This window comes from Intrasporangium calvum DSM 43043 (assembly GCF_000184685.1).
In the GTDB taxonomy this organism is placed as follows: Bacteria; Actinomycetota; Actinomycetes; order Actinomycetales; family Dermatophilaceae; genus Intrasporangium; species Intrasporangium calvum.
In genome coordinates this window covers 2,830,548-2,856,050 of sequence record NC_014830.1, presented here as the reverse complement: position 1 = coordinate 2,856,050, position 25,503 = coordinate 2,830,548, and the positions used below count along the sequence as shown (strand labels likewise).

General features: G+C 71.8%; 24 protein-coding genes and 1 tRNA gene. 14 read left to right on the top strand and 11 right to left on the bottom strand.

Annotated features, from left to right (window positions below):
• Positions 1 to 42: 42 nt before the first annotated feature.
• Entirely contained in the window at positions 43 to 849 is an 807-nt protein-coding gene (locus INTCA_RS18755) for a hypothetical protein (RefSeq protein ID WP_148236587.1), read from the bottom strand.
• Positions 850 to 1,283: 434 nt separating this feature from the next.
• Complete coding sequence (locus tag INTCA_RS19590; protein ID WP_013493366.1) at positions 1,284 to 1,445, bottom strand: DUF5679 domain-containing protein; 162 nt, start codon at positions 1,443 to 1,445, stop codon at positions 1,284 to 1,286.
• A 283-nt stretch (positions 1,446 to 1,728) separates the two neighbouring features.
• Here INTCA_RS19590 and INTCA_RS12905 point away from each other — a divergent pair, with 283 nt between their 5' ends.
• The gene (locus tag INTCA_RS12905) at positions 1,729 to 2,280 is read left to right on the top strand and encodes a M48 metallopeptidase family protein (RefSeq protein WP_013493365.1); all 552 of its coding nucleotides are present in this window, start codon (positions 1,729 to 1,731) and stop codon (positions 2,278 to 2,280) included.
• 2 nt (positions 2,281 to 2,282) lie between these two features.
• Here INTCA_RS12905 and INTCA_RS12900 read toward each other — a convergent pair whose 3' ends face one another.
• Positions 2,283 to 2,894 carry an NUDIX hydrolase gene (locus INTCA_RS12900; protein ID WP_013493364.1) on the bottom strand — a complete coding sequence of 204 codons (612 nt, stop codon included), beginning with the start codon at positions 2,892 to 2,894 and terminating at the stop codon, positions 2,283 to 2,285.
• Positions 2,891 to 4,522: a zinc-dependent metalloprotease gene (locus tag INTCA_RS12895; RefSeq protein ID WP_013493363.1), complete on the bottom strand. Its 1,632-nt coding sequence runs from the start codon at positions 4,520 to 4,522 to the stop codon at positions 2,891 to 2,893. Before INTCA_RS12895 ends, INTCA_RS12900 begins: the two co-directional genes overlap by 4 nt.
• Before the next feature lie 147 nt (positions 4,523 to 4,669).
• Between INTCA_RS12895 and INTCA_RS12890 the strand changes: the two genes are divergently transcribed.
• Entirely contained in the window at positions 4,670 to 5,134 is a 465-nt protein-coding gene (locus INTCA_RS12890; protein ID WP_013493362.1) for a molybdenum cofactor biosynthesis protein MoaE, read from the top strand.
• Positions 5,131 to 6,261, top strand: coding sequence for a YlbL family protein (locus INTCA_RS12885; protein ID WP_244859826.1), 1,131 nt, complete (start codon positions 5,131 to 5,133; stop codon positions 6,259 to 6,261). Before INTCA_RS12890 ends, INTCA_RS12885 begins: the two co-directional genes overlap by 4 nt.
• 35 nt (positions 6,262 to 6,296) lie before the next feature.
• Here INTCA_RS12885 and INTCA_RS12880 read toward each other — a convergent pair whose 3' ends face one another.
• Positions 6,297 to 6,839, bottom strand: coding sequence for a PPA1309 family protein (locus tag INTCA_RS12880; protein WP_041307703.1), 543 nt, complete (start codon positions 6,837 to 6,839; stop codon positions 6,297 to 6,299).
• 178 nt (positions 6,840 to 7,017) lie between these two features.
• On the opposite strand from INTCA_RS12880, the gene INTCA_RS12875 reads away from it, so the two are divergent.
• Positions 7,018 to 10,032: a UPF0182 family membrane protein gene (locus INTCA_RS12875; protein ID WP_013493359.1), complete on the top strand. Its 3,015-nt coding sequence runs from the start codon at positions 7,018 to 7,020 to the stop codon at positions 10,030 to 10,032.
• A 94-nt stretch (positions 10,033 to 10,126) separates the two neighbouring features.
• Positions 10,127 to 10,203: transfer RNA gene (locus INTCA_RS12870), tRNA-Met, on the top strand.
• Positions 10,204 to 10,290: 87 nt separating this feature from the next.
• Here INTCA_RS12870 and INTCA_RS12865 read toward each other — a convergent pair.
• On the bottom strand, positions 10,291 to 11,994 hold the full coding sequence (locus INTCA_RS12865) for an aminotransferase class V-fold PLP-dependent enzyme (protein WP_013493358.1): 1,704 nt from the start codon (positions 11,992 to 11,994) through the stop codon (positions 10,291 to 10,293).
• Positions 11,995 to 12,111: 117 nt separating this feature from the next.
• On the opposite strand from INTCA_RS12865, the gene INTCA_RS12860 reads away from it, so the two are divergent.
• Both INTCA_RS12860 and INTCA_RS12855 read left to right on the top strand, forming a co-directional pair.
• Positions 12,112 to 13,401 carry a M16 family metallopeptidase gene (locus tag INTCA_RS12860; protein WP_013493357.1) on the top strand — a complete coding sequence of 430 codons (1,290 nt, stop codon included), beginning with the start codon at positions 12,112 to 12,114 and terminating at the stop codon, positions 13,399 to 13,401.
• Complete coding sequence (locus INTCA_RS12855) at positions 13,398 to 14,786, top strand: M16 family metallopeptidase (RefSeq protein WP_013493356.1); 1,389 nt, start codon at positions 13,398 to 13,400, stop codon at positions 14,784 to 14,786. Before INTCA_RS12860 ends, INTCA_RS12855 begins: the two co-directional genes overlap by 4 nt.
• Positions 14,787 to 14,791: 5 nt before the next feature.
• On the opposite strand, the gene hisN is transcribed toward INTCA_RS12855, so the two are convergent.
• Positions 14,792 to 15,589, bottom strand: coding sequence for a histidinol-phosphatase (hisN, locus tag INTCA_RS12850; protein ID WP_013493355.1), 798 nt, complete (start codon positions 15,587 to 15,589; stop codon positions 14,792 to 14,794).
• 278 nt (positions 15,590 to 15,867) lie between these two features.
• On the opposite strand from hisN, the gene INTCA_RS12845 reads away from it, so the two are divergent.
• A complete protein-coding gene (locus tag INTCA_RS12845) occupies positions 15,868 to 16,137 on the top strand; it encodes an iron-sulfur cluster assembly accessory protein (RefSeq protein WP_013493354.1) in 270 nt (89 codons plus the stop codon).
• A gap of 93 nt (positions 16,138 to 16,230) precedes the next feature.
• On the opposite strand, the gene rsgA is transcribed toward INTCA_RS12845, so the two are convergent.
• From rsgA to INTCA_RS12830, 3 genes are read right to left on the bottom strand one after another with little or no spacing between them, the layout of a single operon-like run.
• Positions 16,231 to 17,265: a ribosome small subunit-dependent GTPase A gene (gene rsgA / locus INTCA_RS12840; RefSeq protein WP_013493353.1), complete on the bottom strand. Its 1,035-nt coding sequence runs from the start codon at positions 17,263 to 17,265 to the stop codon at positions 16,231 to 16,233.
• Entirely contained in the window at positions 17,262 to 18,689 is a 1,428-nt protein-coding gene (aroA, locus tag INTCA_RS12835; RefSeq protein ID WP_013493352.1) for a 3-phosphoshikimate 1-carboxyvinyltransferase, read from the bottom strand. Before aroA ends, rsgA begins: the two co-directional genes overlap by 4 nt.
• 1 nt (position 18,690) lies before the next feature.
• Complete coding sequence (locus INTCA_RS12830; RefSeq protein ID WP_013493351.1) at positions 18,691 to 19,209, bottom strand: DoxX family protein; 519 nt, start codon at positions 19,207 to 19,209, stop codon at positions 18,691 to 18,693.
• A gap of 220 nt (positions 19,210 to 19,429) precedes the next feature.
• On the opposite strand from INTCA_RS12830, the gene INTCA_RS12825 reads away from it, so the two are divergent.
• The 4 genes from INTCA_RS12825 (at position 19,430) to rsrA (ending at position 22,079) form a co-directional block, all read left to right on the top strand.
• Positions 19,430 to 20,272, top strand: a complete 843-nt coding sequence (locus INTCA_RS12825; protein ID WP_013493350.1) for an SOS response-associated peptidase — start codon at positions 19,430 to 19,432, stop codon at positions 20,270 to 20,272.
• Positions 20,269 to 20,916, top strand: a complete 648-nt coding sequence (locus INTCA_RS12820) for an alpha/beta hydrolase family protein (protein WP_013493349.1) — start codon at positions 20,269 to 20,271, stop codon at positions 20,914 to 20,916. The genes INTCA_RS12825 and INTCA_RS12820 overlap by 4 nt, the downstream gene beginning before the upstream one ends.
• 99 nt (positions 20,917 to 21,015) lie before the next feature.
• Positions 21,016 to 21,789 (top strand): sigma-70 family RNA polymerase sigma factor, encoded by a 774-nt coding sequence (locus INTCA_RS12815; protein WP_013493348.1) that lies wholly within the window; start codon positions 21,016 to 21,018, stop codon positions 21,787 to 21,789.
• A 5-nt stretch (positions 21,790 to 21,794) separates the two neighbouring features.
• Positions 21,795 to 22,079, top strand: coding sequence for a mycothiol system anti-sigma-R factor (rsrA, locus tag INTCA_RS12810; RefSeq protein WP_169312916.1), 285 nt, complete (start codon positions 21,795 to 21,797; stop codon positions 22,077 to 22,079).
• A 136-nt stretch (positions 22,080 to 22,215) separates the two neighbouring features.
• Here rsrA and INTCA_RS20645 read toward each other — a convergent pair whose 3' ends face one another.
• Positions 22,216 to 22,290: a 50S ribosomal protein bL37 gene (locus INTCA_RS20645; RefSeq protein WP_369791897.1), complete on the bottom strand. Its 75-nt coding sequence runs from the start codon at positions 22,288 to 22,290 to the stop codon at positions 22,216 to 22,218.
• Between the two features lie 407 nt (positions 22,291 to 22,697).
• On the opposite strand from INTCA_RS20645, the gene INTCA_RS12805 reads away from it, so the two are divergent.
• The gene (locus tag INTCA_RS12805; protein WP_013493345.1) at positions 22,698 to 24,032 is read left to right on the top strand and encodes an HD-GYP domain-containing protein; all 1,335 of its coding nucleotides are present in this window, start codon (positions 22,698 to 22,700) and stop codon (positions 24,030 to 24,032) included.
• Entirely contained in the window at positions 24,029 to 25,342 is a 1,314-nt protein-coding gene (locus INTCA_RS12800) for an HD-GYP domain-containing protein (protein WP_013493344.1), read from the top strand. The genes INTCA_RS12805 and INTCA_RS12800 overlap by 4 nt, the downstream gene beginning before the upstream one ends.
• Positions 25,343 to 25,503: the final 161 nt, after the last annotated feature.

The following is a 25,503-nucleotide window of genomic DNA, read 5'->3' as shown; positions in this document are numbered from 1 at the left end:
GCACCTCCGAAGTGTTCGCCAAGCCGCCCTCCGGCGATCGGGTCAGGCGGCGCCCCGGCCGGGTGACCGGTGTCGGCGCGGACACCGAGGGTGGATCGTCCAGCGTCGGTGGTCCATCCGCGGCCACGGCAGGCTGACCTCGACCGCCACTCCGGGCGGGATGTCGCCGCCACCGAGCAGACGTGTCGTGAAGAGGGCGACGCACCCCGCCAGGAGATGGGCGAGGGCAGGGTCGGTGGCGGCACTCGCGTCGTGCGGCACGACGTCGCCCGGCGCTCCACAGAGCTGGGCGAGCACGGCCGGCCAGGCGCCGTCGCGGTCCGTGCGATGGAGGTCGAGGCACCAGAGGCAGGGACCGGTGAGGCTCGGGTCGACAAGGGGCCCGACGGTGGCTCGCGTGTCCTCGGCGACCACGGGCAGGTGCGGCACACCCCGTCGCAGCCAGCCGTCACCCGAGCGGGGGTCGAGCGCCATGGGGCCGATGATGACCGCCAGCGCTGGGCGGGCCACGGGTGTGGCTCCCGGGCTGGTGGCCGGGGTGGCCGGGGTGGCCGCCGAAGGTCGCGCCTGCTCGACGACCGCGTCGCTGCCGCCCCGCCGAAGCAGGGCGCAGACGTCGTCGACGAGGGGCCCGGGTCCGTCGAGCACCACGGTCGGCGTAGTGAGGGCAGGCCGGCTGGCGCGGCCTCCCGAGGGTCGCCACTCGAGCACACCGAGACGGTCGACCAGGTCCAGCAGCGCACGCCACCGCCCAACCGGGATGCCGGCCTCGCCCGCGAGACGGTAGGACGAGCTGAGCGACACCGAGCCGTCGAGACGGGAGAGGGCCCGGAGCTCGACCTCACTCACCCCGCGCACGATGGACCCGCCCGGGCTCACTCCGAACTGCACCTCGCCGGGAGCGCGCAGCACCGGGCGCCGCCCGGGTGGGATGCAGGGGTTCTCGTCCGTTCTCTTCCTGCGGGCCGACGCCGACCCTGCCGTCGGACGCGTGCGGCCCGCCGGGAGTGCGCGGAGCTCGACAGCAGCCCGTCGTGGCGCATCGCCCTTCCCTGACCCCATCGTCCCTCCGTGCCCCTCATCCGCGCAGGCGCCGGGTCGCGAGGCCCGGCCGACACCGGAAGGTGTCGTGGCCCGAGCGTCGCAAACGCAGGCCGGTATGCGCGGGTGTCATCCACAGGGGCCGGGCGCCCACGGGTCGGCTGGACGGACATGGCGAGGGGCGGGACCGTGACGGTCCCGCCCCTCACCGGCGCGTCGACGAGGACGCGGAACAGGCCTGGTCAGGCCTTGCCCAGGATGCGGTTGAGGTTCGTGCCGCACACGGGGCACTGGCCCTTGGCCATGCGTCGCCCGTTCTCGGACACGACGACCTTGCCCTCGGCCTCGCGCTTCTCCTTGCACTTCACGCAGTAGAACTCGCCCTTGTAGGTCTCGTCAGCCATCGGTGTCTCCTTGGTACTGGCACCCCTCTGACGGGCGCCTCGGCTTCGTCAACCCTAGAGCACGCTGAGCACGAACTCACGCTCATCCCCGCATGGCGCGCCCAGCGGAGGTCCCGGTCGGGGCCGCGGAGCCCCGTGCCCGTCGCCCCGTGCGCCTCCGACGGGGCTGGTGCCCGACCCCGTCCTCGCCCCCCGGGGGCCGCGTGCTCGACCCCGGGCTCGGCGGCGGCGCGTCTCGGACGTCGTCCAGCACGGGAACGGCGACCCGGCCTACGCTTCGTTCATGACGACGTCCGCGAGAGAGGTGCGGCAGACCGTGGTCGACGGCGTCACCGTGGAGGTCCGGCGCAGCTCGCGGCGCCGTCGCACCGTCTCGGCCTATCGCCAGGAGGGCCGCCTCGTGGTCCTCGTCCCGGCCCGGCTGACCCGGGCGGAGGAGGGTGAGTGGGTCCGGACCATGCTGGCCCGGGTCACCGCGTCGGAGCAGCGGCAGCGCCGTTCGGACACGGAGCTGCTCACTCGCGCCGCCCACCTGTCGCGGACCCACCTCGGCGGCCGGGCGCGCCCGTCGAGCGTCCGTTGGGTGAGCAACCAGGAGTCCCGGTGGGGCTCCTGCACGCCCGCGGAGGGCTCGATCCGGATCTCCGACAAGGTGCGGGTCATGCCCGGCTGGGTGCTGGACTACGTCCTGCTGCACGAGCTCGCGCACCTCATCGAGCCGGGGCACGGGCCCGCCTTCTGGTCGCTGCTCAGCGGGTACCCGCGCCTCGAACGCGCCCGGGGCTACCTGCAGGGTGTCTCCGCGACGGCCGGTCTGGCGCTGACCGACGACTGACGTCAGCGACCCAGCGCGCGCTGGGCCGCAGTCACGAGCGGGCGCAGCTCGGCGCGGGTGTCGGCCGGGAGCCGGTCCGCCGGCCACCAGCGCACGTCGAGGGACTCGGTGCTGACGGCGTGGACGGCGTCAGTCGGAGCCACTGCGGCGTAGCGCACGTCGAGGTGCTCCTGGCACCGGCCGAAGGCGTTGCCGAGCGGGTGCCGGTCGAGCATGACGATGTCGGGCAGGACGGTGAGCCCGTCGATCCCGGACTCCTCGCGGGCCTCCCGGGCGGCGCCGAGCAGCAGGGACGGGTCGCCCGCCTCGAAGTGGCCCCCGAACTGGAACCACCTGCGGGCCTTCTGGTGCAGGGTGAGCAGCACGCGCTCGCCGGCGGGGTCGAGGACGATGACGCTCCCGGTGAGGTGGGCGGGGGGCCCGTTCCGCGAGAGGGCGTCGCGGTGCCGCTCGAGGTGAGCCAGGTAGTCGACGCGCAGGCCCTCCTGCTCGGCATCGGGTGCAGGCCACCGGCTCAGGGCTGCGAGCGCGTCCTGACGAAGCAGCCCGTATGCCGCTGGGCTGGCTGCCGGGTCAGCCTCCGCTGCGTCGAGCGGGGCCCCGGACGCCGTCATGTGCCCAACCGGGGCGGTCCGTCGCCGGGGTCGTCGTCGGGGTCGTCGTCGGGCTCGTCGTCGGGCTCGCCGTCCGGCGCGCCGGCGGCTGGGCCGCCGGCTGGGCCGCCGGCGGCGGCCTCGTCGAGGATGTCGCGCAGCACCGAGTCGAGGTCCGCACTGAGGCCGGCCGCTCCCAGAGCCCCCTCGGGCAGGTCTGCGCCCGAGTCGTCGGCGGGGGTGCGGCCCGCCGCTCGCTCGACGTAGCCGATGATGTCGTCGAGGTCCTCCGACGTCGGGGCGAGGTCGGGATGGGACCAGCGGCCGTCGCGCAGGTCCTGGCCGCCGGCGTTCTCCAGGGCGGCCCAGAGGTTCGCCGCGTCGCGCAGCCGCCGGGCGCGCAGCTCGAGGCCCACGAGGCCGGCGAAGGTCTTCTGGGCGGCTCCGCCGACACGCCGGCGCCGAACGGTCTCGGCCAGGGCGGCGGCCTGGGGCAGGTGCGGCGCGGTCGCCCGGTCGGTCACGTGGTCGACCCATCCCTCGGCGAGCGCGAGGAGCGTCTCGAGCCGGTCGAGGGCCCGGCGCTGGTCGGGCGTCGGCTGGGGACGGAAGAGGTTGCCCTGGAGCGCGCTGCGGATCGCCTCCGGGTCGGTCGGGTCGATCGTCGCGAGGGCGGACTCGATGGCGTCGGTGTCGATGGTGATGTTGCGGGCGTAGTCCGCGACGGCCGACATGAGCTGTGGGCCGAGCCAGGGCACGGCGGCGAAGAGCCGGACCCGGGCCGCCTCGCGCACCGCGAGGTAGAGACGCACCTGCGGCAGGTCGATGCCGAGGGAGCTCGCCAGGTCGTCGACGTTGCCGGGCAGGAGGGCGATGAGGCCGGGCTCCGTCAGGGGGAGGCCGACCTCGGTCGCCCCGACGACCTCGGTCGCGAGGGTGCCGACGGCCTGCCCCAGCTGGGCGGCGAACATCTGCCGGCTGAGGGTGGACAGCATCGGCGCCCACTGTTCCAGCATGGCGGCGGGGTCGAAGCCGGAGCCGAGCAGGCCCTGCAGCTCGGGCGGCAGCGCGTCACCGAAGGCCTCCGGGCCGAGCTCGCCGAGCTGTCTGCGCATCGCCGTCGCAGTGGCGTTGGTGACCCCCTCGGACACCGGCCCCACGAGGTCGAACCAGCGAGGCATCGTCGTCTGGACCCACTCCGCACGAGTGAGGCCCGTCGCGTGCCACACCGGCAGGCCGAGAGGGGTCACCTCGTCGAGCCAGAGCACCGCCACGCCCACCGCGTCCTGCACCTCACGGGTCGCCCTCGGGTCGGGCACGTCGTTGCCCTCAGCGGCCATGACGTGCTTGCGGGCGACGTCGGTGGCGAGGTCCCGGGCCCCGGTCGGGGACTGTTGGGCCGACATGAACGTCCCGAGCTGGGCGCGCATCGCTGCCTGGGTGGCCGGGTCCGTCGGATCGACCCCCATGCTGCGCATCGCCGCGGCGAGCTCGGGGTTCTGTGCGGCCTGGCCGAGCACCTGCTCGAGCATGGAGCCGAGATCGCCCAGACCGGGACCGGGCCCGGCGCCTTGGCCGCGCGTGTCGTCACCCTCGCGGCGGCTCTGGTCGTCGGGCTCGTCGGGCACGTCGGGGTGACGGTCGGACATGGTGCTCCTCGGATTGCTGTCCTCACGCGGCGGTCGGCCGCTCCTCATCAAGACAACCATGAAAGCCGGGCGATCGTTCCCCTCCGATCCACCCCACCCGAGGCGGCCTTGGTCGCTGTCGTCGATCACCCGGTCGAGCCGCATACGATGTCCGGCGTGACGGTCACCCTTGCCGAGATCCGAGAGACGCCGCTGTCCGTCGACGAGGTCCTCTCGAGCGTCGCGGATCCGCGCGCCGGCGGCACCTGCGTCTTCGTCGGCACGGTGCGCAACCACGACACGAAGGCCGCCGCGCCGGCGGCCGGCGAGCCGCAGGGGCCCGCGGACGTGACGCACCTGGACTACAGCGCGCACCCGCAGGCGGCCGACGTCGCCCGGGCGCTGGCGGAGCGACTGGCTGCCGAGGGCCGGGTCGTCCGGATCGGCCTCGTGCACCGGGTGGGCCGGCTCGACATCGGTGACCTGGCCGTGGTCGTCGGCGTGAGCGCCGAGCACCGGGGTGAGGCCTTCGAGGTGTGCCGCCGACTCATCGACGAGCTCAAGGCGACGGTGCCGATCTGGAAACACCAAGGTTTCTCGGACGGGTCCGACGAATGGGTCGGGCTCCCGTGAGGACGATCCGGCGCGTCCCGGCGAGCGAGGCAGCGCCGCCCGCGTTCCCGGCCCCCGTCCGTCAGCCGGCCCCGCTCAGCCGAGGCAACGTTCTCTTCCTCGTCGGTTTCTTCCTCGCGCTGGCCGTCCTGGTGGTCGGCAACCTCGTCCACGTCCCGGTGGCGATCATGAGCCCCGGCCCGACGATGAACACCCTCGGTGACGTGCCCGGCAAGTCGGACGGCTCGGCCCTCATCTCCATCGAGGGACTGCCAGCCTACGACGCGGAGGGGGAGCTCAGCTTCACGACGGTGTCGGTCCTGGGCGGTCCCGGGTTCCCCGTCGACGCCTTCGACGTCCTGTGGGCCTGGATCGACCCGTCCCAGGACGTCCTGCCGGTCGATCAGGTCTTCGACCCCAATGCGAGTGAGGAGCGGATCGCCGAGGAGAACGCCGTCCAGATGGCAGGTTCGCAGGAAGAGGCGACCGCCGTCGCCCTGCGCGCCCTCGGCAAGACGGTGACGACCCACGTCAAGATCGCCGAGATCCTCGACGAGTCGCTCGCCAAGGACGTGCTGCGCATGGGGGACCGGATCGTGCGCGTGGGCGACGTGACCATCACCACCGCCGACAGCGTCCGGTCCGCCCTGCAGGTGGTTCGCCCGGGGGAGCAGATCGAGGTCGAGGTGTCCCGTGCCGGGTCCTCGAAGGTCGTCGACGTCCCCACGATGTCGGGCTCCGAGGGCAGGACGGCCCTCGGTGTGCTCCTGCAGCTCGACCACGACTTCCCGGCGAAGGTCACGATCAACGCAGGCGAGGTCGGTGGTCCCTCGGCCGGGCTGATGTTCGCCCTGGGCATCTACGACAAGCTGACCCCCGGCTCACTCACCGACGGGCGGGACGTGGCCGGGACCGGGACCATCGACGACGCGGGCGACGTCGGCCCCATCGGCGGGATCAAGCAGAAGATGGCCGGTGCCCGGGCCGGTGGCTCCGAGTACTTCCTCGCCCCGGTCGAGAACTGCCCCGAGGTCACCGGCAACATTCCATCGGGACTCGAGGTGTTCGCCGTCGACACCTTCGACGACGCCCGCCAAGCGGTCGAGGGCATCGCCTCCGGCCGGACCTCGGGCCTCAGGCGCTGCTGAAGCAGGGCCGCCAGCGGCCGGGCCAGCCGGTCCCGCTAGTCCTCGAACGTCGACCGCAGCGCCGCCACGAGTCCGGGCGCGATGTCCCTGCCGGTCGCCACCGCGTCGTCCGAGTCGTGGTCGCGCTGGCGGAGCAGGCAGATCGAGGACCCGTCCCTCAGCACCGCCACGAGCAGCCGGACGTCCTTGCGGTCGGGGTGGGCCGCGAGGGCCTCGACCGCCGACTCGGACCGCTGGGGCAGGTCGCGCTCGGCGTCCGGCGGCACGACGATCCGTTCGATCGCGAACGCGCACCCGTCGACCTCGTCGGGCCAGGCGATCCGGCCGAGCAGCGTCTCCAGCGACGAGGTCGCCGGCAGCCCCTCCTGCTCGACCGCCGTCAGGGCGCCCGCAGCCAGGTCCCTCGGGCCCATCTGCGGGCGCAGGTGCGGCTCGCGGTCCAGCAGGGCGGCCGTGCGCACCAGGGCGAAGAGGCGGGCCGGCTGGTCCCAGCCGGCGGCGGCCACATGGCGCTCGGTGTCCAGGGCCGCCACGATGAGGGGGTCGGCGGTGACGGAGGTGACCGGCTGCTCTTCCACCCACCCATCCAACCACCCGAGGCGGCGGCCCCGCGGAGCGAGCCCAGCGGCATACGGCATCGAGGGCGCTTGGGCCCACGGGGGGCGGAGGGCGTCGGGCGTTCGGGTTATCGTTGCCGCAAACGGTACTTCGCGACGGCGAGTCCCGGCCGGTCCCAGCATCTCGAGGCGACGCAACGTGAGCGACAGCGACTTCGGCCCCACTCAGGGCCCCTTCGGCGACGGCGGCGAGCAGGGACCTGCTCGCCGAGCGGCGCCCCTTCCCCCCAACCGCAGCCCCCTCATCACGGCCCTGGTCATCGCCTTCGCGCTGCTGCTCGTGGTGGCGACGCTGGCCACCTTCTGGACCGAGGTGCTCTGGTACCAGTCCGTCGACTTCTCCTCGGTCTTCGCCACGCAGCTCGTCACCAAGATCGTCCTCGGTCTCGCCGGCGGCCTGTTCACCGCCGCGGTGGTGTGGTCGAGCATCCACGTCGCCTTCCGGAACCGGCCGATCTACGCGCCCTCGCCGGAGACCCAGGCGATGGAGCACTACCGCCAGCTGGTGGAGCCGATGCGACGGACCGCCACGGTCGCAGCCCCCCTTGCCATCGGCCTCTTCGCGGGACTCTCGGCCGCCACCCAGTGGGACACCTTCCTGCTGTGGCGCAACGGGACCCAGTTCGGCACGACCGACCCGGAGTTCGGCCTCGACATCGGCTTCTACGTCTTCGAACTGCCGTGGATCAACTTCATCGTGTCGTTCCTGACGATGGTCCTCGTCCTCGGTTTCATCGCCGCCGCCTTCACCCACTACCTCTACGGCGGCGTCGTCGCGGCGCAGCGGATGCGGTCGACCCAGGCCGCCCGGGTGCACCTGTCCATCATCGCGGCCACGCTCGTGCTCGTCCGGGCCGTGGCGTTCTGGATCGACCGGTACAACCTCGCCAACGCCCAGTCGACCCGCATGACCGGGATCCAGTACACCGAGGCGCACGCGGTCATCCCCACGAAGGCCATCCTCGCCATCGCGGCGCTGATGTGCGCCGGCATGTTCGTCAGCACCATCTGGACCCGCTCCTGGCGCCTGCCCCTCGTCGGTGTCGCGGTCCTCGCCGTCGTCGTCGTGGCCGTCGGCGGGATCTACCCCGCGCTGGTCCAGTCGCTGAAGGTCCGCCCCTCCGAGAAGTCCCTCGAGCTGCCCTACATCCAGCGCAACATCGACGCGACGCGCAAGGCCTACGGTTTCGACGGCGTCAAGGTCGAGAAGTACGACACCACCACGACGGCCAGCCCGGGACAGCTGCGCAACGACGCAGACACCATCCCGGGCATCCGCCTCATCGACCCCAACGTCGTCAGCCCGACGTTCAAGCAGCTCGAGGCGTCGAAGGGCTACTACCAGTTCGCGGACGTGCTCGACGTCGACCGCTACGACCTCAACGGCGAGCTGACCGACACCGTGATCGCCGTCCGAGAGCTCGACCTGACCGGCGTGCCCGACGGCCAACGGAACTGGCTCAACGACCACACCGTGTACACGCACGGCTACGGCGTCGTCGCCGCGAAGGGCAACACCCGTGAGGACGACGGTCGCCCGAGCTTCTTCGAGTCACAGATCGGCACCACCGGCGTCCTCGGCGAGTACGAGCCGCGGATCTACTTCGGCGAGTCCTCACCCGAGTACTCCATCGTCGGCGCCGGCAAGAAGGAGTTCGACTACCTGTCCGAGGGCAACCAGCAGGTGACGAACAGCTACGCCGGAGCCGGTGGCGTCGATCTCGACGCGATGCGGCGCCTCGCCTACGCCTTCAAGTACCGCGAGATCAACTTCCTGCTCTCTGACGCCGTGACCAACGACTCGCGACTGATCGACCACCGCATCCCGCGCGAGCGCATCGAGCGGGTGGCCCCGTGGCTCACGCTCGACGGCAACGCCTACCCCGTGGTCGTCGACGGCCGTGTCATGTGGGTGATCGACGGCTACACGACGACCGACATGTACCCCTACTCCGAGATGGCCACGCTCGACGCGGCCACCTCGGACGCAGTGACCCGCACCCGCGACTCCGTGCAGGCCATCCGCGCCGGCCAGGTCAACTACGTGCGCAACTCGGTCAAGGCGACGGTCGACGCCTACGACGGCACGGTGACGCTCTACCAGTGGGATGACCAGGACCCGATCCTCGCGGCCTGGATGAAGATCTTCCCCGACGCCGTGACGCCCCTGTCGGAGGTCAAGGGATCCCTCATGGAGCACCTTCGCTACCCCGAGGACCTCTTCAAGATCCAGCGTCAGCTCCTGACGAAGTACCACGAGACGGACCCTGCGTCGTTCTACGGCGGCCAGACGTTCTGGCGCGTCCCGCTCGACCCGACGCGCGGCGCCAACGCCGAGCAGTCCCTGCTCCAACCGCCGTACTACCTGTCCCTCGCCATGCCGGGTCAGCCCAAGCCGTCGTTCTCGCTCACCTCGACGTTCATGCCCGTCGGTGACCGCAACCTGCTCACCGGCTTCCTCGCGGCCGACGGTGACGCCGGCTCCGAGGACGGGAAGAGGGCAGCCGGCTACGGCGCGCTACGCCTGCTCGAGCCCTCGAACACGACGGTGAAGGGCCCGGGCCAGGTCTACAACGACATGCGGTCCTCCCAGGTGTCGTCCACGGACTCCGGCTTCGGCACGCTCGCGCAGTTCATCTCGACGACTGCGCTGCAGGGCGCGGAGGTCACCTTCGGCAACCAGCTCACCCTGCCCGTCGGCGGCGGCGTGCTCTACGTGCAGCCGATCTACGTCCAGGCCTCCGGGGCTGGTGCCTATCCGCGGCTCTCCGCGGTGGCGGTGTCCTTCGGGGAGAAGATCGCCTGGGCCGGCTCCTTGGACGACGCCCTCAACGACCTCTTCGGTGGTTCCTCCGGCGCGGCGGCCGGTGACCAGGGGACGGACACCCCGGTGACCCCGCCCGGGACGCCGACCGGCACGCCGACCGGATCCGCGTCGGGCACGCCGTCCGCCAGCCCGACGGCGTCGTCTCCAGCGCCGACGGGCACCCCGGACGCGAACGCCCTCCGGAAGGCGCTGGCCGACGCCGATGCGGCTTTCCGAGCGGGTGAGGAGGCGCTGCGCAACGGCGACTTCGCCGCCTACGGGCAAGCACAGGAGCGTCTGAAGGAGGCCTTGGCCCGGGCGGCGGCAGCCGCTCCAGCCACCCCCTGAGCCACCACCATCGGGCACCGCGCACACCCTCTGCGGCGCGTGCGGTGCCCGATTTGGTCCCCTGAGGGGATTCGCGTAAGGTTGGTTTCACCGACGCGGGGTGGAGCAGTTCGGTAGCTCGCCGGGCTCATAACCCGGAGGTCGCAGGTTCAAATCCTGCCCCCGCTACCAAACGACTCAGGCCCGGAGATCTCGATCTCCGGGCCTGAGCTGTTCCCCCGGCACATGTTCGCGCGTGTCCCCGTGGTCCCGGCCGGCTCAGGTGTGGATCGCGGTCGTGGGCAGGTCGAACCACCGCAGGTGGTCGAAGTCCATGCTGACGCTCGCCGCGTCGTCGCACGGTGGCGTCGCCGCGTCGAGGATCCGGGCGGCCTCGGCGAGATAGCCGGGCAGGGCGGACTCGGGGGCCCGGTCCGGGTGTCGCGGGTAGGTCATCCGGCCCCCCTCGAACTGGACCTGGCCGAGCCGCAGCGGCGGCTCCACGGGGCCACGCCGGTGGGTCCAACGCCCGGTGACCGGGTCGAAGTCGTAGTCGCCCAGGAGGCGCCACCCATCGCGCGCCACCAGGCGCACCGCCTCGACGATGTAGTCGAAGACCGTGTCGGAGATGAAGTAGTTGAAGTTGACTCGCACCCATCCGGGCTTGATCCCCTCGCAGCCCCCGGTGATCTGCCGCTCGAGCTCGTGCGATCGCTCCGGGTCGATACCCAGCAGGTGGTGGCCGTAGGGACCGGCACACGAGCAGCCTCCCCGCGCCTGGATCCCGAAGAGGTCGTTGAGCAGCGCGACGATGAAGTTGTGGTGCAGGTAGTGGCGCGTCGTCCCGCTCCGACGGTGCACGACGAAGGAGAGGATCGAAAGGCGGTCGGCGTCGACGTTGCCGAGGATCTCGATCGTGGGCTCGCCGGCCCAGGCGTCGACGGCCCGGCGCAGGAAGTCCTGCTCGCGGGCGTGGATCACCGCGGTTCCGACGGCATCCTTCAGCTGGAAGACGAGCCCGGCCCGGATCGCCTCGATGATCGCCGGGGTGCCGCCTTCCTCGCGGTGCGCCGGGTCGGTGAGGTAGTCGTGGGAGTCGGGGTTGACGTACGTGACGGTGCCTCCGCCGACGACGTCGGGCACGCGGTTCGTCAGCAGCTCCTTGCGCACGACGAGCACCCCTGGCGTGCTTGGTCCGCCGATGAACTTGTGTGGGCTGAGGAAGATCGCGTCCTTGCGGGCTGGCATCCTGCGCCCGGGACGCCCGTACATGGCGATGTCGACGTAGGGGCCGGCGGCGGCGAAGTCCCAGAACGCGAGGGCGCCGTGCTGGTGCAGGATGGTGGAGATGGCGTCGGTGTCGGTGAGGATGCCGGTGACGTTGCTCGCGGCCGAGAACGAGCCGATCTTCAGGGGCCGGTCGGCGTAGGTCTGGAGCAGCTGTCGCAGGGCGGCCAGGCTCACGTGTCCGTGCTCATCCTGGGGGACGACGACGACGTCTGCGACGCACTCTCGCCAGGGCAGCTCGTTCGAGTGGTGCTCGTAGGGCCCGATGAACACGACGGGTCGCTCGGCGGGAGGCACGAGGGCGCTCGCCTGCCAGCGGTCCTCGAAAGCGGACGGCACCCGGAGTCCGAGGATGCCGATGAGCTTGTCGATGGCGCCGGTGCAGCCGGACCCGGCGAAGATGACCACCGTGTCCTCGTCACCCCCGACTGCCGCGCGGATCGTGCGGCGCGCGTCCTCGCGCAACCGGGTCGTCTGGAGTCCGGTGCCCGAGGACTCGGTGTGGGTGTTGGCGTAGCGGGGGAGGACCTCGTCGCGGATGAAGTCCTCGATGAAGCTGAGGGCGCGGCCGGAGGCGGTGTAGTCGGCGTAGGTCACGCGGCGCGGACCGTACGGCCCGGGGAGGACCTGGTCCTCGCCGATCACCGACTCGCGGATCGTGGTGAGCAGGTCGGGGCCGCGGGCGTCGTTGCTCATGACTCCAGCATATGCCAGCGTTATCGTTGAGCAGTTATCGATAACCCAAGGTTACGTGATGGGGGCACCTCTCCGGGCTCGCGGCCCGCCGGGGGGCGGGTCACGTAGGGTCGTGCCGTGACGTCGATCGCCTACTCCCTCGCCGAGCGGACCCTGCCCAACGGCCTTAGGGTCATCGTCTCCGAGGACCACGCCGTCCCGAGCGTCGCGGTCAACCTGTGGGTGGGGGTCGGCTCGCGCCACGAGGTGCCTGGCCGGACCGGGTTCGCGCACCTCTTCGAGCACCTGATGTTCCAGGGCAGTCGCAGCGTGGCTTCCGGTGAGCACTTCAGCGCCCTGATGAACGAGGGAGGGCGGCTCAACGCCACCACCTGGTTCGACCGGACGAACTACTTCGAGACGATCCCCGTCGGGGCCCTCGACCTGGCCCTGTGGCTCGAGGCTGACCGGCACGGATACCTCCTCGACGCGGTCACCCAGGAGAACCTCGACAACCAGCGCGACGTCGTCAAGGAGGAGAAGCGCCAACGGTACGACAACGTCCCGTACGGCCAGGCCCTCATCGACATCTACGCCACCGCCTTCCCCGACGACCACCCCTACCACCACCCGACGATCGGGTCGATGGAGGACCTCGACGCGGCGACCCTCGAGGACGTCCACGCCTTCTACCGTTCGCACTACGGGCCCAACAACACCGTGCTCACCCTCGTCGGCGACATCACGGCCGAGCAGGGGTTCGACGCGGCCGAGCGCTACTTCGGGGGGCTGGAGCCGATCGAGCTGCAGCACCGTGAGCGACTGCCCCAGCTCCCGCCGATCGCCGAGCCGGTGCGGCTCGACCGCCCCGGTGCCGTGCCGAACGACCGGATCTACATCTCCTTCCGGCTGCCGGTCGACACCACGCCCGAGTACCACGCCTGCTCGATCGCCGTCGACGTCATGAGCGGCCTGTCCAGCTCACGGCTCATGCGGCGTCTCGTGCGCACCGACGAGACGGCGACGTCGGTGTCCGGGTGGACGATGGGGCTCGTCGACGGCGTCGGTCTGGGGACGATCACCGTCGACATCGCCGCCGGCGCCGACCCGGAGGCGGTGGAGGCGGCCGTGTGCGAGGAGCTGCGCCGGTTCATCGGCGAGGGACCGGACGAGGGTGAGCTCGAGTCGGTGGTCGCCGACACCGAGCGGTCCTGGCTGAGCGCGCTGGCGAGCATCGAGGAGCGGGCCGACCACATCAGCCACCATGCCCTCCTCAGCGGGGACCCCTCCTACGTCAACACCTTCGTCGACCAGGTCAAGGCCGTCACGGCTGAGCAGGTGCGACAGGCGACCGCCGACTGGCTCGACCCGGGGTCGCGCGCGGTGGTCCGCTACCTGGCCGAGGACGAGGCGGAGGTGGCCGCATGACCGCCGTCCCGCGGCCCACGGTGGCGCCACCGCCCCAGTGGTCCTTCCCCGAGGCGGCGACCCACGACCTGCCCAACGGCATCCGCCTGGTGACCTACGACGTCCCCGGCCAGTACGTCATCTCCGTGCGCCTCGGCCTCCCCGTCCCCATCAGTGCGGAGCCGCGGGAGCTCGAGGGCGTCGGCACGATCATGGCTCGGACCATGGACGAGGGCACGGTCCACCACTCGGCCGAGGAGCTGGCGCGCCTCCTCGAGCGCAAGGGGATCAGCTACGGCGCCGCCATCAGCGAGGCGGGCCTCACCCTGGACCTCGACGTCGTCAAGGGCAACTTGGGGCCGGCGCTGGACCTCCTGCGGCAGATCCTGACGGAGCCGGTCTTCCCCGACAGCGAGGTGGCCCGCCAGGTGCGCGCCCGCCTCGCCGAGATCGACCAGGAGCGGTCGGTCCCCGGCCACCGCGCCGCGCTGGAGTTCGTCGCCACCTTCTTCGCCGAGGACGAGCGCGGGTCGCGGCCGACCGGCGGGTCCCGCGAGACGGTCTCGCGGATCACGCGGGACGCCGTCGTGGCGTTCCACGAGGAGCACGTCGTCGCTGCCGGGACCACGGTCGCGCTGGCCGGTGACCTCGCGGGGCTCGACGTCCACGCGCTCGTCGGGGACGCCCTCGGCGGCTGGCGTCGAGGCCCCGACCGTGCATCGTCGCTCAGCCGCGCGGCGGCACTGGCCGCGGACCGGGACCGGATCGTCATCGTCAACCGCTCCGAGTCGGTGCAGACCGAGATCGTGCTCGGTGCGCCGGGTCCTGACCGTTCCGTGGAGGGCGGCTGGGCGCCGTATCCCGTCATCGGGTTCATCCTCGGTGGCTCGCCCAACGCGCGCGTCGACGCCGTTCTGCGGGAGGAGAAGGGCTACACCTACGGGATCCGGTCGAGCTTCCGGCCGCGGCGCACCGGGGGCCTGTTCCTCACCTCGGGTTCGGTCCGGGCCGACAGCACCCCCGAGTCGGTCCGCCTTCTCGTCGAGATCCTCGAGAGCGGCCGGGACGGCTTCTCCGAGCAGGAGGTCCGTTCCGGCGTCGACTTCATCAGCAAGACCGCTCCGGGACGCTATGCGACCGCCGACGCCGTGGCGGACGAGGCGATCAACATGGCCCTGGACGGACGGACGACCGAGTTCACCACCGCCAACCTGCGCGACCTCGAGCGCGTCGACCGGGCCCGGCTGGACGACGCCTTCCGCCGCTTCGCGACGGGAGCAGGGGTCGCCCTGCCCGGTTCTCCCCCCGGGACCGGTTGGACCATGGTCCTCGTCGGGGACGCCGCCACGCACCGGGCCGCGATCGAGGAGCTCGGCCTCGGCGCAGTCACCGTCGTCGGCGACTGACTCGGTCAGGCCTCCGTCGCGGGCGTGCCGATCCGGCGGAGCACCTCGTCGTGGAGGAGCCCGTTGGTCGCGAGGGCGTTCCCGCTCCAGCACCCCTCGCGGCCGTCGAGTCCCGTGAACCGGCCGCCCGCCTCCTCGACGATGGGGACGAGGGCCGCCATGTCGTGGACGGCCAGCTCGGGCTCGGCCGCGATGTCGACGGCACCCTCCGCGACAAGCATGTACGACCAGAAGTCGCCGTAGGCCCGGGTGCGCCAGCAGTCGTCCATGAGGTCGAGGAAGTCGTCACGGCGGCCGCGAACCCGCCAGCCGGACAGGGAAGAGTGGGACAGGGAGGCGTCGCCGAGGCGCCCGACCTGGGAGACGGAGATCCGCTTCGCCGACGAGAGCGAGCGACCGGACCAGGCTCCGGAGCCGACCGCTGCCCACCAGCGCCGTTGCAGGGCAGGGGCGGCGACGAGCCCGAGGACGGGCCGGCCGTTGTCGACGAGGCCGATGAGGGTGGCCCAGACGGGGACGCCGCGCACGTAGTTCTTCGTGCCGTCGATGGGGTCGACGACCCAGCGCCGCGGGCCGTGGCCGGTCGTGTCGAACTCCTCACCCTCCACGGCGTCCCGAGGTCGGGTCCGCTTGAGCTGGAGCCGGATGAGCTCCTCCGCAGCCCGGTCCGCGTCGGTCACCGGGGTGAGGTCCGGCTTGCTCTCGACGAGCAGGTCGGCCGAGCGGAAGCGCGACATCGTCACACGCTCGACGGCATCGGCGAGGACGTGGGCGAGACGAAGGTCGTCGTCGTAGGAGGTCACTTGGCGGAGCCTAGCGTCCGGTCGGGTTCCGTGGCCGTGAAGCTTCGCTGCTCTCCTGAGACACGCCCGGACGTCGTATGCCGCTGGGCTCAGTCTCCTTGTGAGGCAGCAGTTCTCGGGTGGGTTGCGGTCCGGTCGCGAGTGCGTGACTTGACATGGCCCCCCGGTGATCGGTGAGGGTGGAGTGGTCCGAGGCGTGTGCGCACTTGCCCCGTGAGGTGGTCGTAGGCGTCGACGTCGGCTCCGGCCGGCGACCGCACGAAGACAGGAGTTCCCCCATGCTCACCGTGACCGAGAACGCGCAGTCCGTCGTCCAAGGACTCACCCAGGGCTCTCCGGAGGAGAGCGCTGGTCTGCGGATTGCTGCCGACGACGGGCAGTTCGCCGTGACCGTCGTCGCCGCACCTCAGCCCGACGACGTGGTCGTCGTTGCCGGGAACGCGAACGTCTACGTCGCTGGGGAGGTTGCTCCCGCGTTGGAGGGCCAGACGCTGGATGCCGCCGAGACCCCTGACGGCGTCGGCTTCACCCTGGCCCAGCAGGCCTGAGGGACCGGGTCGAAGCGCTGGGCGGGACCGTTCTGGCGCGGGACCGTTCTGGCGCGTGACGGCTCTGGTGCGTGACCGCTCGGCCGCGGGGGCTCAGTAGTCCTCGACGGCCGAGCGCGTGCGCAGCAGCCGGCGCAGTGACTCCAGCCGCGCGGGTCCGGGCTCGCCGGCGTGGCCGGCCCTGACCCACTCGTCGAGGGCGCACTCCTCCTCGTCGTGGGTGCAGCCCCGGGGGCATTCCCCTGTGCCGGCCGCGAGGTCGGGGAAGTGGTCGATGATCCGGTCGACGTCGATGTGGGCCAGGCCGAAGGAGCGGATGCCCGGGGTGTCGATGACCCAGCCCCCCTCCGGTAGCCGCAGTGCAACGGCGCTCGTCGAGGTGTGGCGGCCCCGCCCCGTCACGTCGTTGACGACTCCGATGGCTCGAGTGGCGCCCGGGACGAGGGCGTTGACGAGCGTGCTCTTGCCGACCCCCGAGTGGCCGACGAGCACGGTGACCCGTCCTGCCAGGCGCTCCCGCACCTCGTCGAGCCCGATGATGTCGTCGCCGTCCCTGCGGGTGACGACGTGGTCCACCTCGAGCGGCGTGTACTTGGCGAGGAAGTCGGCAGCGTCGACGAGGTCGGCCTTGGTCAGGATGAGCAGCGGCTCGAGGCCTGCGTCGTAGGCGGCCACGAGGCAGCGGTCGACCATCCGCGGCCGCGGCTCGGGGTCCGCGAGCGCGGTGACGATCCCCAGCCGGTCGGCGTTGGCGACGATGACCCGCTCGACGGGGTCGGTGTCGTCTGCGGTGCGCCGGAGCACCGAGCGGCGTTCCTCGATGCGCACGATCCGGGCCAGGCCGTCCGGCTCGCCGCTCGTGTCCCCGACGAGCGCCACCTCGTCGCCGACGACGACCCGGGTCCGGCCGAGGTCGCGAGCCTTCATCGCGACGACGACACGCTCGGGCTCGTGGTGCCGCTTGGAAGCCACCGCTGGGACGAGACAGGTGTAGCGACCGCGGTCCACGCCGATGACCATGGCCACGACTGCGTCCGCATGGGCGGGACGCTCCTTGGTGCGGGGCCGCGACCCCCTGCGGTTGGGGCGGACGCGGACATCGCCCTCGTCGAGGTTTCGCCAGCTCATCGAGCCGGCTCCTCGGAGGGCGAGAGGGCGGCGACCGAGGCGCGGCCGGACAGCATGCCGGCCCACAGGCCGGGGAAGTCCGGCAGGGTCTTGCTCGTCGTCTCGATGTCCTCCACGGTCACCCCGTGCACCCGCAGGCCCACGATCGCGCCGGCCGTGGCCATCCGGTGGTCGTGGTAGGTCCGGAACCGGCCCCCGTGCAGGGGTGCCGGCGCGATCCGCAGCCCGTCCTCGGTCTCAGTGACGGCGCCGCCGAGCGACCCGAGCTCGGCCGTCAGAGCCGCGAGGCGGTCGGTCTCGTGTCCGCGGATGTGGGCGACCCCGCGAATCGAGGACGGCGTCGAGGCGAGCGCTGCGAGCGCGGCGACGGTCGGCGTGAGCTCCGCTGCGTCGTGCAGGTCGATGTCGATCCCCACGAGCTCCCCGCTGCCGATGACCGTGAGGCCGTGCCGGTCCAGCCGGACGTCGGCGCCCATGGTGTCGAGGATCTCGCGCATGAGGTCCCCGGCCTGGGTCGTGTACTGCGGCCAGCCGGGGATGCGGACCGTGCCACCCGTGACGAGCGCGGCGGCGACGAAGGGGCCGGCATTGGACAGGTCCGGCTCGATCGAGACGTCGAGCGCGTTGATCTCGGATGGCTCGACGCGCCACGTGTCGGGCTCCGAGTCGTCGACCAGGGCACCGGCGTCGCGCAGGGTCTCGACCGTCATGAGGATGTGCGGCTGGCTCGGGACCGGCCTGCCGCGGTGGTGGATCGTGATGCCCTCGTCGTACCGTGCCCCCGCCAGCAGCAGCGCCGACACGAACTGGGAGGACGACGAGGCATCCATCGTCACGGAGCCGCCTCGGACGCTCCCGCGACCGTGCACCGTCAGGGGCAGGTAACCGTCGGAGTCCTCGAGCTCGACGCCGAGGGCGCGCAGGGACTCGAGGACGGGACCCATCGGTCGGACCCGCGCCTGCGGGTCGCCGTCGAGGTGGACGGGGCCCCGCGCGAGGGCCGCCACGGCAGGGAGGAACCGCATGACGGTCCCTGCGAGGCCGCAGTCGATCCGCACGTCCCCGCGGAGGTGCTCCGGCGGGCTGACCAGCCAGTCCGGCACGGATCCGGCAACGTCCCCATCGGGATCGACGTCGTCGATGCGGACGCCCAGCGCACGCAGGGCGTCGGCCATCAGGAGGGTGTCGCGGGAGCGCAGCGGGGCGCGCAGACGGGAGCGGTCGCCGGCCAGCGCAGCGAGCACGAGGTAGCGGTTCGTCAGCGACTTGCTCCCGGGGAGGAGCACGGTCGCGTGGACGGGCCGGTCCGGGGTGGGTGCCGACCAGTCCCCCGGGACCGGCGTGCTGCGGCCTCGATGGCCGCTGGGGTCCGTGGGGAGATCTGGGGTGCGGGGTGCGGGAGGGGAAGGGTCGGCGGGACTCAAGTCAGCTCACGACGTCCTGGGCTCGATGGGCGAGAAGACGGGCCTCCCGGGCGGCGGCCCGCTTGGCGTGGCGCGCCTCGCGGCGCGTGGTCCGGGTGGCGTGCTGGGCCCGCCAGGCGAGCCCGGGCTTGCCGGCGGTGTCGACGCTGGCCAGCAGCAGGCCACCGAGCAGGCCGACGTTCTTGAGGAACAGGCTACGGCTCTGGGCGCGCTTGTCCGGATCGGTCTCGTCCCAGAAGGCGTGCTCGATGGCCGTGGTGGGGACGACCGAGGCGGCGAGGAGCGTCGAGGCCAGACGCGGCATCCGGCCCGTTGCCAGCAGGAGGCCGCCCGTCACGAGGGACGCGCCGTTGACCCGGACGAACAGGTCAGGATCCTGCTGCACCGCCGGTGGGGCGGAGACCGTGTCGAGCAGCTGCGCCGCCTTCTTGGTGCGGGGGGCCGGGTTCCGCAGTGCATCGATACCGGCTGCGACGAAGACCGAGGCGAGCATGGGACGGGCGATACGACGGACGATCATGAGGATTCCTCCTGGGGTGGGTACCTACGCTATCGACATACCCAGACCTCCGGTCGGGAGCGCCAGACCTGACCGCAACACACCCGCTTACAGCGTGCTGGTGTCGGCTACACCCGGGGCAGGCGGTCGACGAGCGGGTGTGTTGCGGCCGGTGGGGGCCGGGAGGGCTGGGACCGCGCCCGGCCCGGGGGAGCGAGCCCAGCGGCATACGCTGGAGCCCATGTGCGGGAGGTACGCCGCGAGCGCGCGGCCGGACGAGCTGGTCGAGGCGTTCGACATCGACGAGGACCACTCGGCGGAGCCGGGCCGCAGCATCCTCAAGAACCCCCAGCGACCCACGCCGGGCGAGCCGGACTGGAACATGGCGCCCTCCAAGCAGGCCCTGGTCGTGCTCACCCGCCAGCCGCGGACGGCGGAGGAGGCCGCCCCGGCCGAGCCGACCCGGCAGCTCCGCCTGCTCACGTGGGGCCTCGTCCCGACCTGGGCGAAGGACGTGAAGGTCGGCCAGCGGATGACCAACGCACGCGCTGAGTCGGTGCTCGGCAAGGGAGCGTTCGCGAAGGCCGCGCTCACGCGGCGGTGCATCGTGCCGGCCGACGGGTGGTACGAGTGGCAGCAGTCCCCGACCGCCGTCGACGCGAAGGGCAAACCACGGAAGCAGCCGTTCTTCATCCACCGGGCCGACGGCGCGAAGGTGGGGTTCGCCGGGCTCTACGAGTTCTGGCGCGACCGCGAGCTACCGGACGGGCACCCGGAGGCATGGCTCACGACCTTCACGATCATCACGACCGCCGCCGATCCCGGGATGGACCGGATCCATGACCGCCAGCCCCTCGTCCTCGAGCCGGAGCAGTGGCAGCAGTGGCTCGACCCGAGCGAGCAGGACCCCGACGCCGTGCGCCGGCTGCTCGAGTTCGCGGCCCCGGGCCGGTTCGAGGCCTACCCGGTCGGCCGCGGTGTCGGCGCGACGGCGAACAACGGGGCCGCTCTCCTTGAGCCCGCGCCTCGCGAAGAGCTCGTCGGCGTCGTCGACCCGATGACCGGGGAGGTGATCGGCGGGTGAGCGCCGTCGGGCGCGTGGTCGAGCGGGTGCGCGACCTGTCGACTCCCGAGGGGCCGGGGCGAGCGCACGTATGCCGCCCAGCTCACTCCCGCGGGACCGTCGTCCTCGGCCACGGGGCCGGGGGAGGGCTGCGCAGCCTCGACCTCACGGTCGCGAGGGACGTCCTCGTGGCGGCCGGGTGGACGGTGGCCGTCGTCGAGCAGCCGTGGCTCGTGGCGGGCCGCCGCGTCGCGGGACGCCCACCGACGCTCGACGCCGCCTGGGTGCCGATGGTGACGGCCCTGATGTCGGGTCGGTCGCGGTTGCCGCGCCCCCTCGTCGTCGGCGGACGCTCGGCCGGGGCGCGAGTGGCCTGCCGGACCGCTGCCGAGCTCGAGGCCGACGCGGGCCTGCTGCTGAGCTTCCCCCTGCACCTGCCGGGCCGGCCGGACCGTCTGCGCGACGCGGAGCTGGCACTCGCCCCGGACCCGACGTGGCTGGTCCAGGGGACCCGGGACCCGTTCGGCACGCCCACTGAGCTGGCTCCGTACGTCCCGCGGTGGGCCGAGGTCATCGAGGTGAACGGGGCGCACAGCTTCCCCAAGGGAGCCGGGCCCGCCCTCGTGGCGGCGATGACACGCATCGCCGCCACGCTGCCCGGTTAGCGGGGAGTGACGCCCGACGGGGCGGGAATGCTGCCCGCGGGGCGGGAATGCTGCCCGCAGGAGCGGGAATGCTGCCCGCAGGAGCGGCGTTGCAGGAGCATGGTCACCTGCCAGCCGGATGCGTCGGCCCGCACGATCGCTCCGGCGACCTTCCCCATCGGGTTAGGGTGGGAGGCGATGACCAAGGACAAGAAGACCGGCCCCGCCTCGGCGATCTCCGTCGCCGACGCGCCCCGCGCCGCCGCGGAGCTCCCGGAGGGAGCGGGGACCGCGGACGTCGCCACCGAGACCGAGGCCGAGCGACGCGCTCGCTTCGAGCTCGAGGCGATGCCCCTCCTCGACCAGCTCTACAGCGCCGCCCTGCGCACGACGCGCAACCCGACCGACGCCGAGGACCTGGTGCAGGAGACCTACGCCAAGGCCTACGCGGCCTTCCACCAGTACAAGCCGGGCACGAACCTCAAAGCCTGGATGTACCGGATCCTCACGAACACCTACATCAACAGCTACCGCAAGAAGCAGCGCCAGCCGCTCGAGGCCGACTCGTCCGACATCGAGGACTACCAGCTCGCCCGGGCCGAGTCGCACACCTCGTCGGGCTTGCGCTCGGCCGAGGCCGAGGCCCTCGACCACCTGCCGGACAGCGACGTCAAGCGGGCCCTCCAGGAGATTCCCGAGGAGTTCCGCCTCGCGGTCTACTTCGCCGACGTCGAGGGCTACTCCTACAAGGAGATCGCCGAGATCATGGACACGCCCATCGGCACCGTGATGAGCCGGCTGCACCGAGGTCGCCGCCAGCTGCGGGAGCTGTTGACCGACTACGCCGCCGAGCGGGGATTCGTCACCGCAGGCGGGGCTGGAGGGAAGCGGTGATGGGCATGGCCGAGCGTGACGACGCGGCACCGGCAGGGCGGACCGACTGCTCCGAAGCCCTCCTCCGCGTCTACGAGTTCCTCGACGGTGAGCTCGGGCCAACGGACTGCGCCAAGATCCAGGCCCACCTCGACGAGTGCGGTCCCTGCCTCCACGAGTACAACCTCGACACGACGCTCAAGGCCCTCATCAAACGGTCCTGCAGTGCGGAGCACGCGCCGGACCAGCTGCGCACGTCGATCATGAGCCGCATCTCGCTGACGGTGTTCCGGATCGAGGGCGGCAGCTGACCACGTTCAGCGGACGGGTCGGCTGAACGGAAACCAAAAGAGCAGCTTGCGGCACGCTGCGCCGGGGCTGGCCCCGGCGGACGTGCGACAAGCTGCTCTTTGGACTTCGGGCGAGGCGTGCTGAGCACGCCGCGGCTCAGGCGTTGGGCTTGCGGCCGTGGTTGGCTGCGTTGCCCTTGCGCGAGCGGCGCTTGCGGGCGCGCTTGCTCATCTCGGCTCTTTTCGTCGGTGGTGCTGGGTGGTCAGTGCCCCGAGGGCACGAAGCCCTGATTCTTCCACATCGGCGCCTGAGGCCCCAATCCGTGCGTCTCTGGGCGTCGGGCGGCCCGAGAAGGTTAAGAACTTGGTAAAGAATGACGTTCCTGGGGGTCGGTTTCCCCGCAAGAGCCGACAAGTTTGGCACTCTGTAAGCGACGCACCTGTTGGCCCCGCTCAGGGTGCCTGCGTTCATGTGTCCCGATAAAGGAGCCCCCACCATGTTGCGCAAACTCCTCATCGCCCTCGCGGCGAGCCCGTTCGTCGTGAGCCTGGCGACCGTCCTGGGCAGCGACACGTGGACGTGGGGAACCTGATTCCCACTCCGGTCCGATGATCGGGCTCATCGGCCGCACGGCGTAGATGAGCATCCTGTCCCGTTCCCGCAGCATCCCCTCCTCCCTGCGGGGACGCGCCATCTCCAAGCGCTCGGTGGCTCTCCACAGCTTCATCTTCCTGACGGCGGCCGTGTCGGTGGCCATGGGTGCGTACACCTACAGCGCGTTCGGAATGCCTGAGCTCTGGCCCCTCGCGATCCTGGCCGCCATGGCCACCCTCAGCTACCGGCTGCGCGAGCCGGATGTCGGCTCCCGCATCGGCTTCTCCTTCAACAGCATCATCCTGCTCGCGGCCGGCGTCATCGTCGGCCCGTTCGGCGCGTGGTTCGTCGGCACGGTGTCGATGGCGACGGACCGGGGGAGACTGCGGCTGCAGACGACGTTCAACGTGGCCATGACGGGGATCATCGGCGCGGTCGGCGCGCTCGCCTATCTGGCGGCAGGAGGTGAGCGGCAGCTCGAGTCGATGCACGGCGTGTTGACGATCACCCATTCCGTCGGCGTCCCGATCCTCATCGCCGACGTCGTCGGGTGCCTCACCAACGCCCTGCTCCTGGCCGGCGTCATCCACTTCTACCAGGGGGTGCCGTTCACCATCATGGTGCGGCGGGTGCTCAGCGGCTCGGGGTGGGCCTACGTGGGCTACGGCATCATCGGCTTCCTCTTCGTCGTCCTGTGGTTCCCCGCGCAGCTCGGGCCGTTCAGTGCCGTCCTCGTCCTCGCACCCCTCCTGGCAGCCCGGTGGGCGTTCATCCAGTACGGCGACGAGCTGCGCTCGCACGAGCGAACCCTTGACACCCTCGTGACCGCGCTCGGCAAGAAGGAGCCAGCCGCCATCGAGCGCAGCCGCCGGGCGGCTCGCCTGTCGGAGTGGCTCGCCGAGGAGCTCGGCCTCGGGCCGCACCAGATCGGGGCCGTGCGCTACGCGGGGACGCTCCACGAGATCGGGCACCTGGCCATCCCGGCTCGCACTCTCCGACGGTCGCCGGACCTCATGACGTCGCAGGAACGTCGCCTCCTCACCACTCACGGCGTCGTGGGCGCACGCATGGTCGAGGGCATCAGCTTCCTCGACGAGGCGCGCTCCGGGATCCGCCACCAGCACGAGCGGTTCGACGGCCACGGTGGGCCCGGCTCCCTCGCCGGGGCCGACATCCCGGTCTCGGCGCGGATCGTCGCGGTCGCAGGGGAGCTCACCGACCTCACCCAGGTCGACCTGCCCGACCGGCCGCTGACCCCGGAGTCGGCCGTCGGCCTCCTCGACGCCGACCGGGGCCGATTCGACCCGGTGGTCCTCGACGCCTTGCGGCGGGTCCTGGCCAAGCACGAGTGGCCCCCGAGTGAGGGCGCCGACACGTGAACGCGACGCTTGCCGAGCGAGTCAAGCCGCTGTCCGCCGCTGCCGCCGCGATCGCGACGTGCGTCATCCTCGTCGTTCTCTCGGCCGACTCGCCGGCCTGGGACGAGGCGGACAGCGCGGTCCTCGTCGCCACCTTCACCGCGGCCATCCTGCTGGGTGAGTGGTTCCAGGTGGCCGGGCCGCGTTTCCGGGAGTCGGCGCCGCTCGCCACCGCGGCAGCCCTGGGCTTCGTCTTCACGGCTCAGCTCCCGGACGGGCGGGGCGTGTCGTACGGCTCCGTCTTCCTGCTCGCGGTGACCGCCTCGGCGATCACCGTCGTGGCCCTGGTCCGACACCTCACCGGGCGGCAGGTGAGCCCGGTCGAGACGACCGGTCGGTTCGTCAGCGTCGCCGTCGCTGCCCTGCTGTACCGCGTGGTGCACCTCGGCCAGGTGCGTGGGAGACCCGTGGGGGACGACGGGCTCGACCCGTGGCAGCGGGCCGTACTCATGCTCGCCATCGCCGTTGTCGCGCTCCTGGCCGACGCCTTCGTGACGACGACGGCCCGGGCCCTGCTGCGAGCGGCCTGGTGGCAGACGTTCAAGGACGAGGTCCGGTCGACCTTCCCGCTGTCCACCGCCCTGGCGGTGACCGGCGTCCTCATCGCGCTCGCGGTACCGCCGCTCGGCGCCCCCGCCGTGCCGCTCTTCCTCTCACCACTGGTGTTGACGCTCTTCGCCTTCCGTCGCTACGTCAGCATCCGAGCCACCTACCTCCAGAGCATCCGGACGCTGTCCCGGCTCACCGATGCGGCCGGGTACACGCCTGCCGGTCATTCCGAGCGGGTGGCAGCCACCGCCCTCGCCGTGGGACGCGGGCTGGGGCTGCCAGACCGGGAGCTGGCCAACCTCGAGTACGCCGCCCTGCTCCACGACATCGGCCAGGTGGCCCTCGTCGACCCCATCCCTGGGGGAGCCACCGTGCTCGCCGCCCCCGCGGACCAGCGCCGGATCGGGGCGGACACCCTGGCGATCGTCCGCGAGACCGGCGTCCTCGACGACGCCGCGACCATCCTGGAGCACCAGGCGACCCCCTTCCGGCAGGCCCGCGAGTTCGGCGAGGAGATCCCGCTCACGAGCCGGATCCTCAAGGTGGTCAACGCCTACGAGGACCTGACGGGCGGGTCACGCAGCCCGCGCGCCCGGGAGACGGCCGTGGAGCGGATCTACCTCGGACTCGGCTACGAGTACGACCCCCATGTGGTTGACGCCCTGCTGCGGCACCTCGATGCCTCCGGCCTCCTCGTGACGCCGCAAGAGTTGCGGCGGTGACCCGACCCACACCGGAAGTTCGTCGCCCCTCTGCCGCTCGGACGCGGTTCGTGGGAGACTGTCTCCGTTCGGGCAACCCCCGTGTCGCATTTTCGTACCAGAGGCCAGACCCGCGGCCCTAGCCATTTCCGCCAGGGCTCGCGATGCCCTGTTGATGCGAA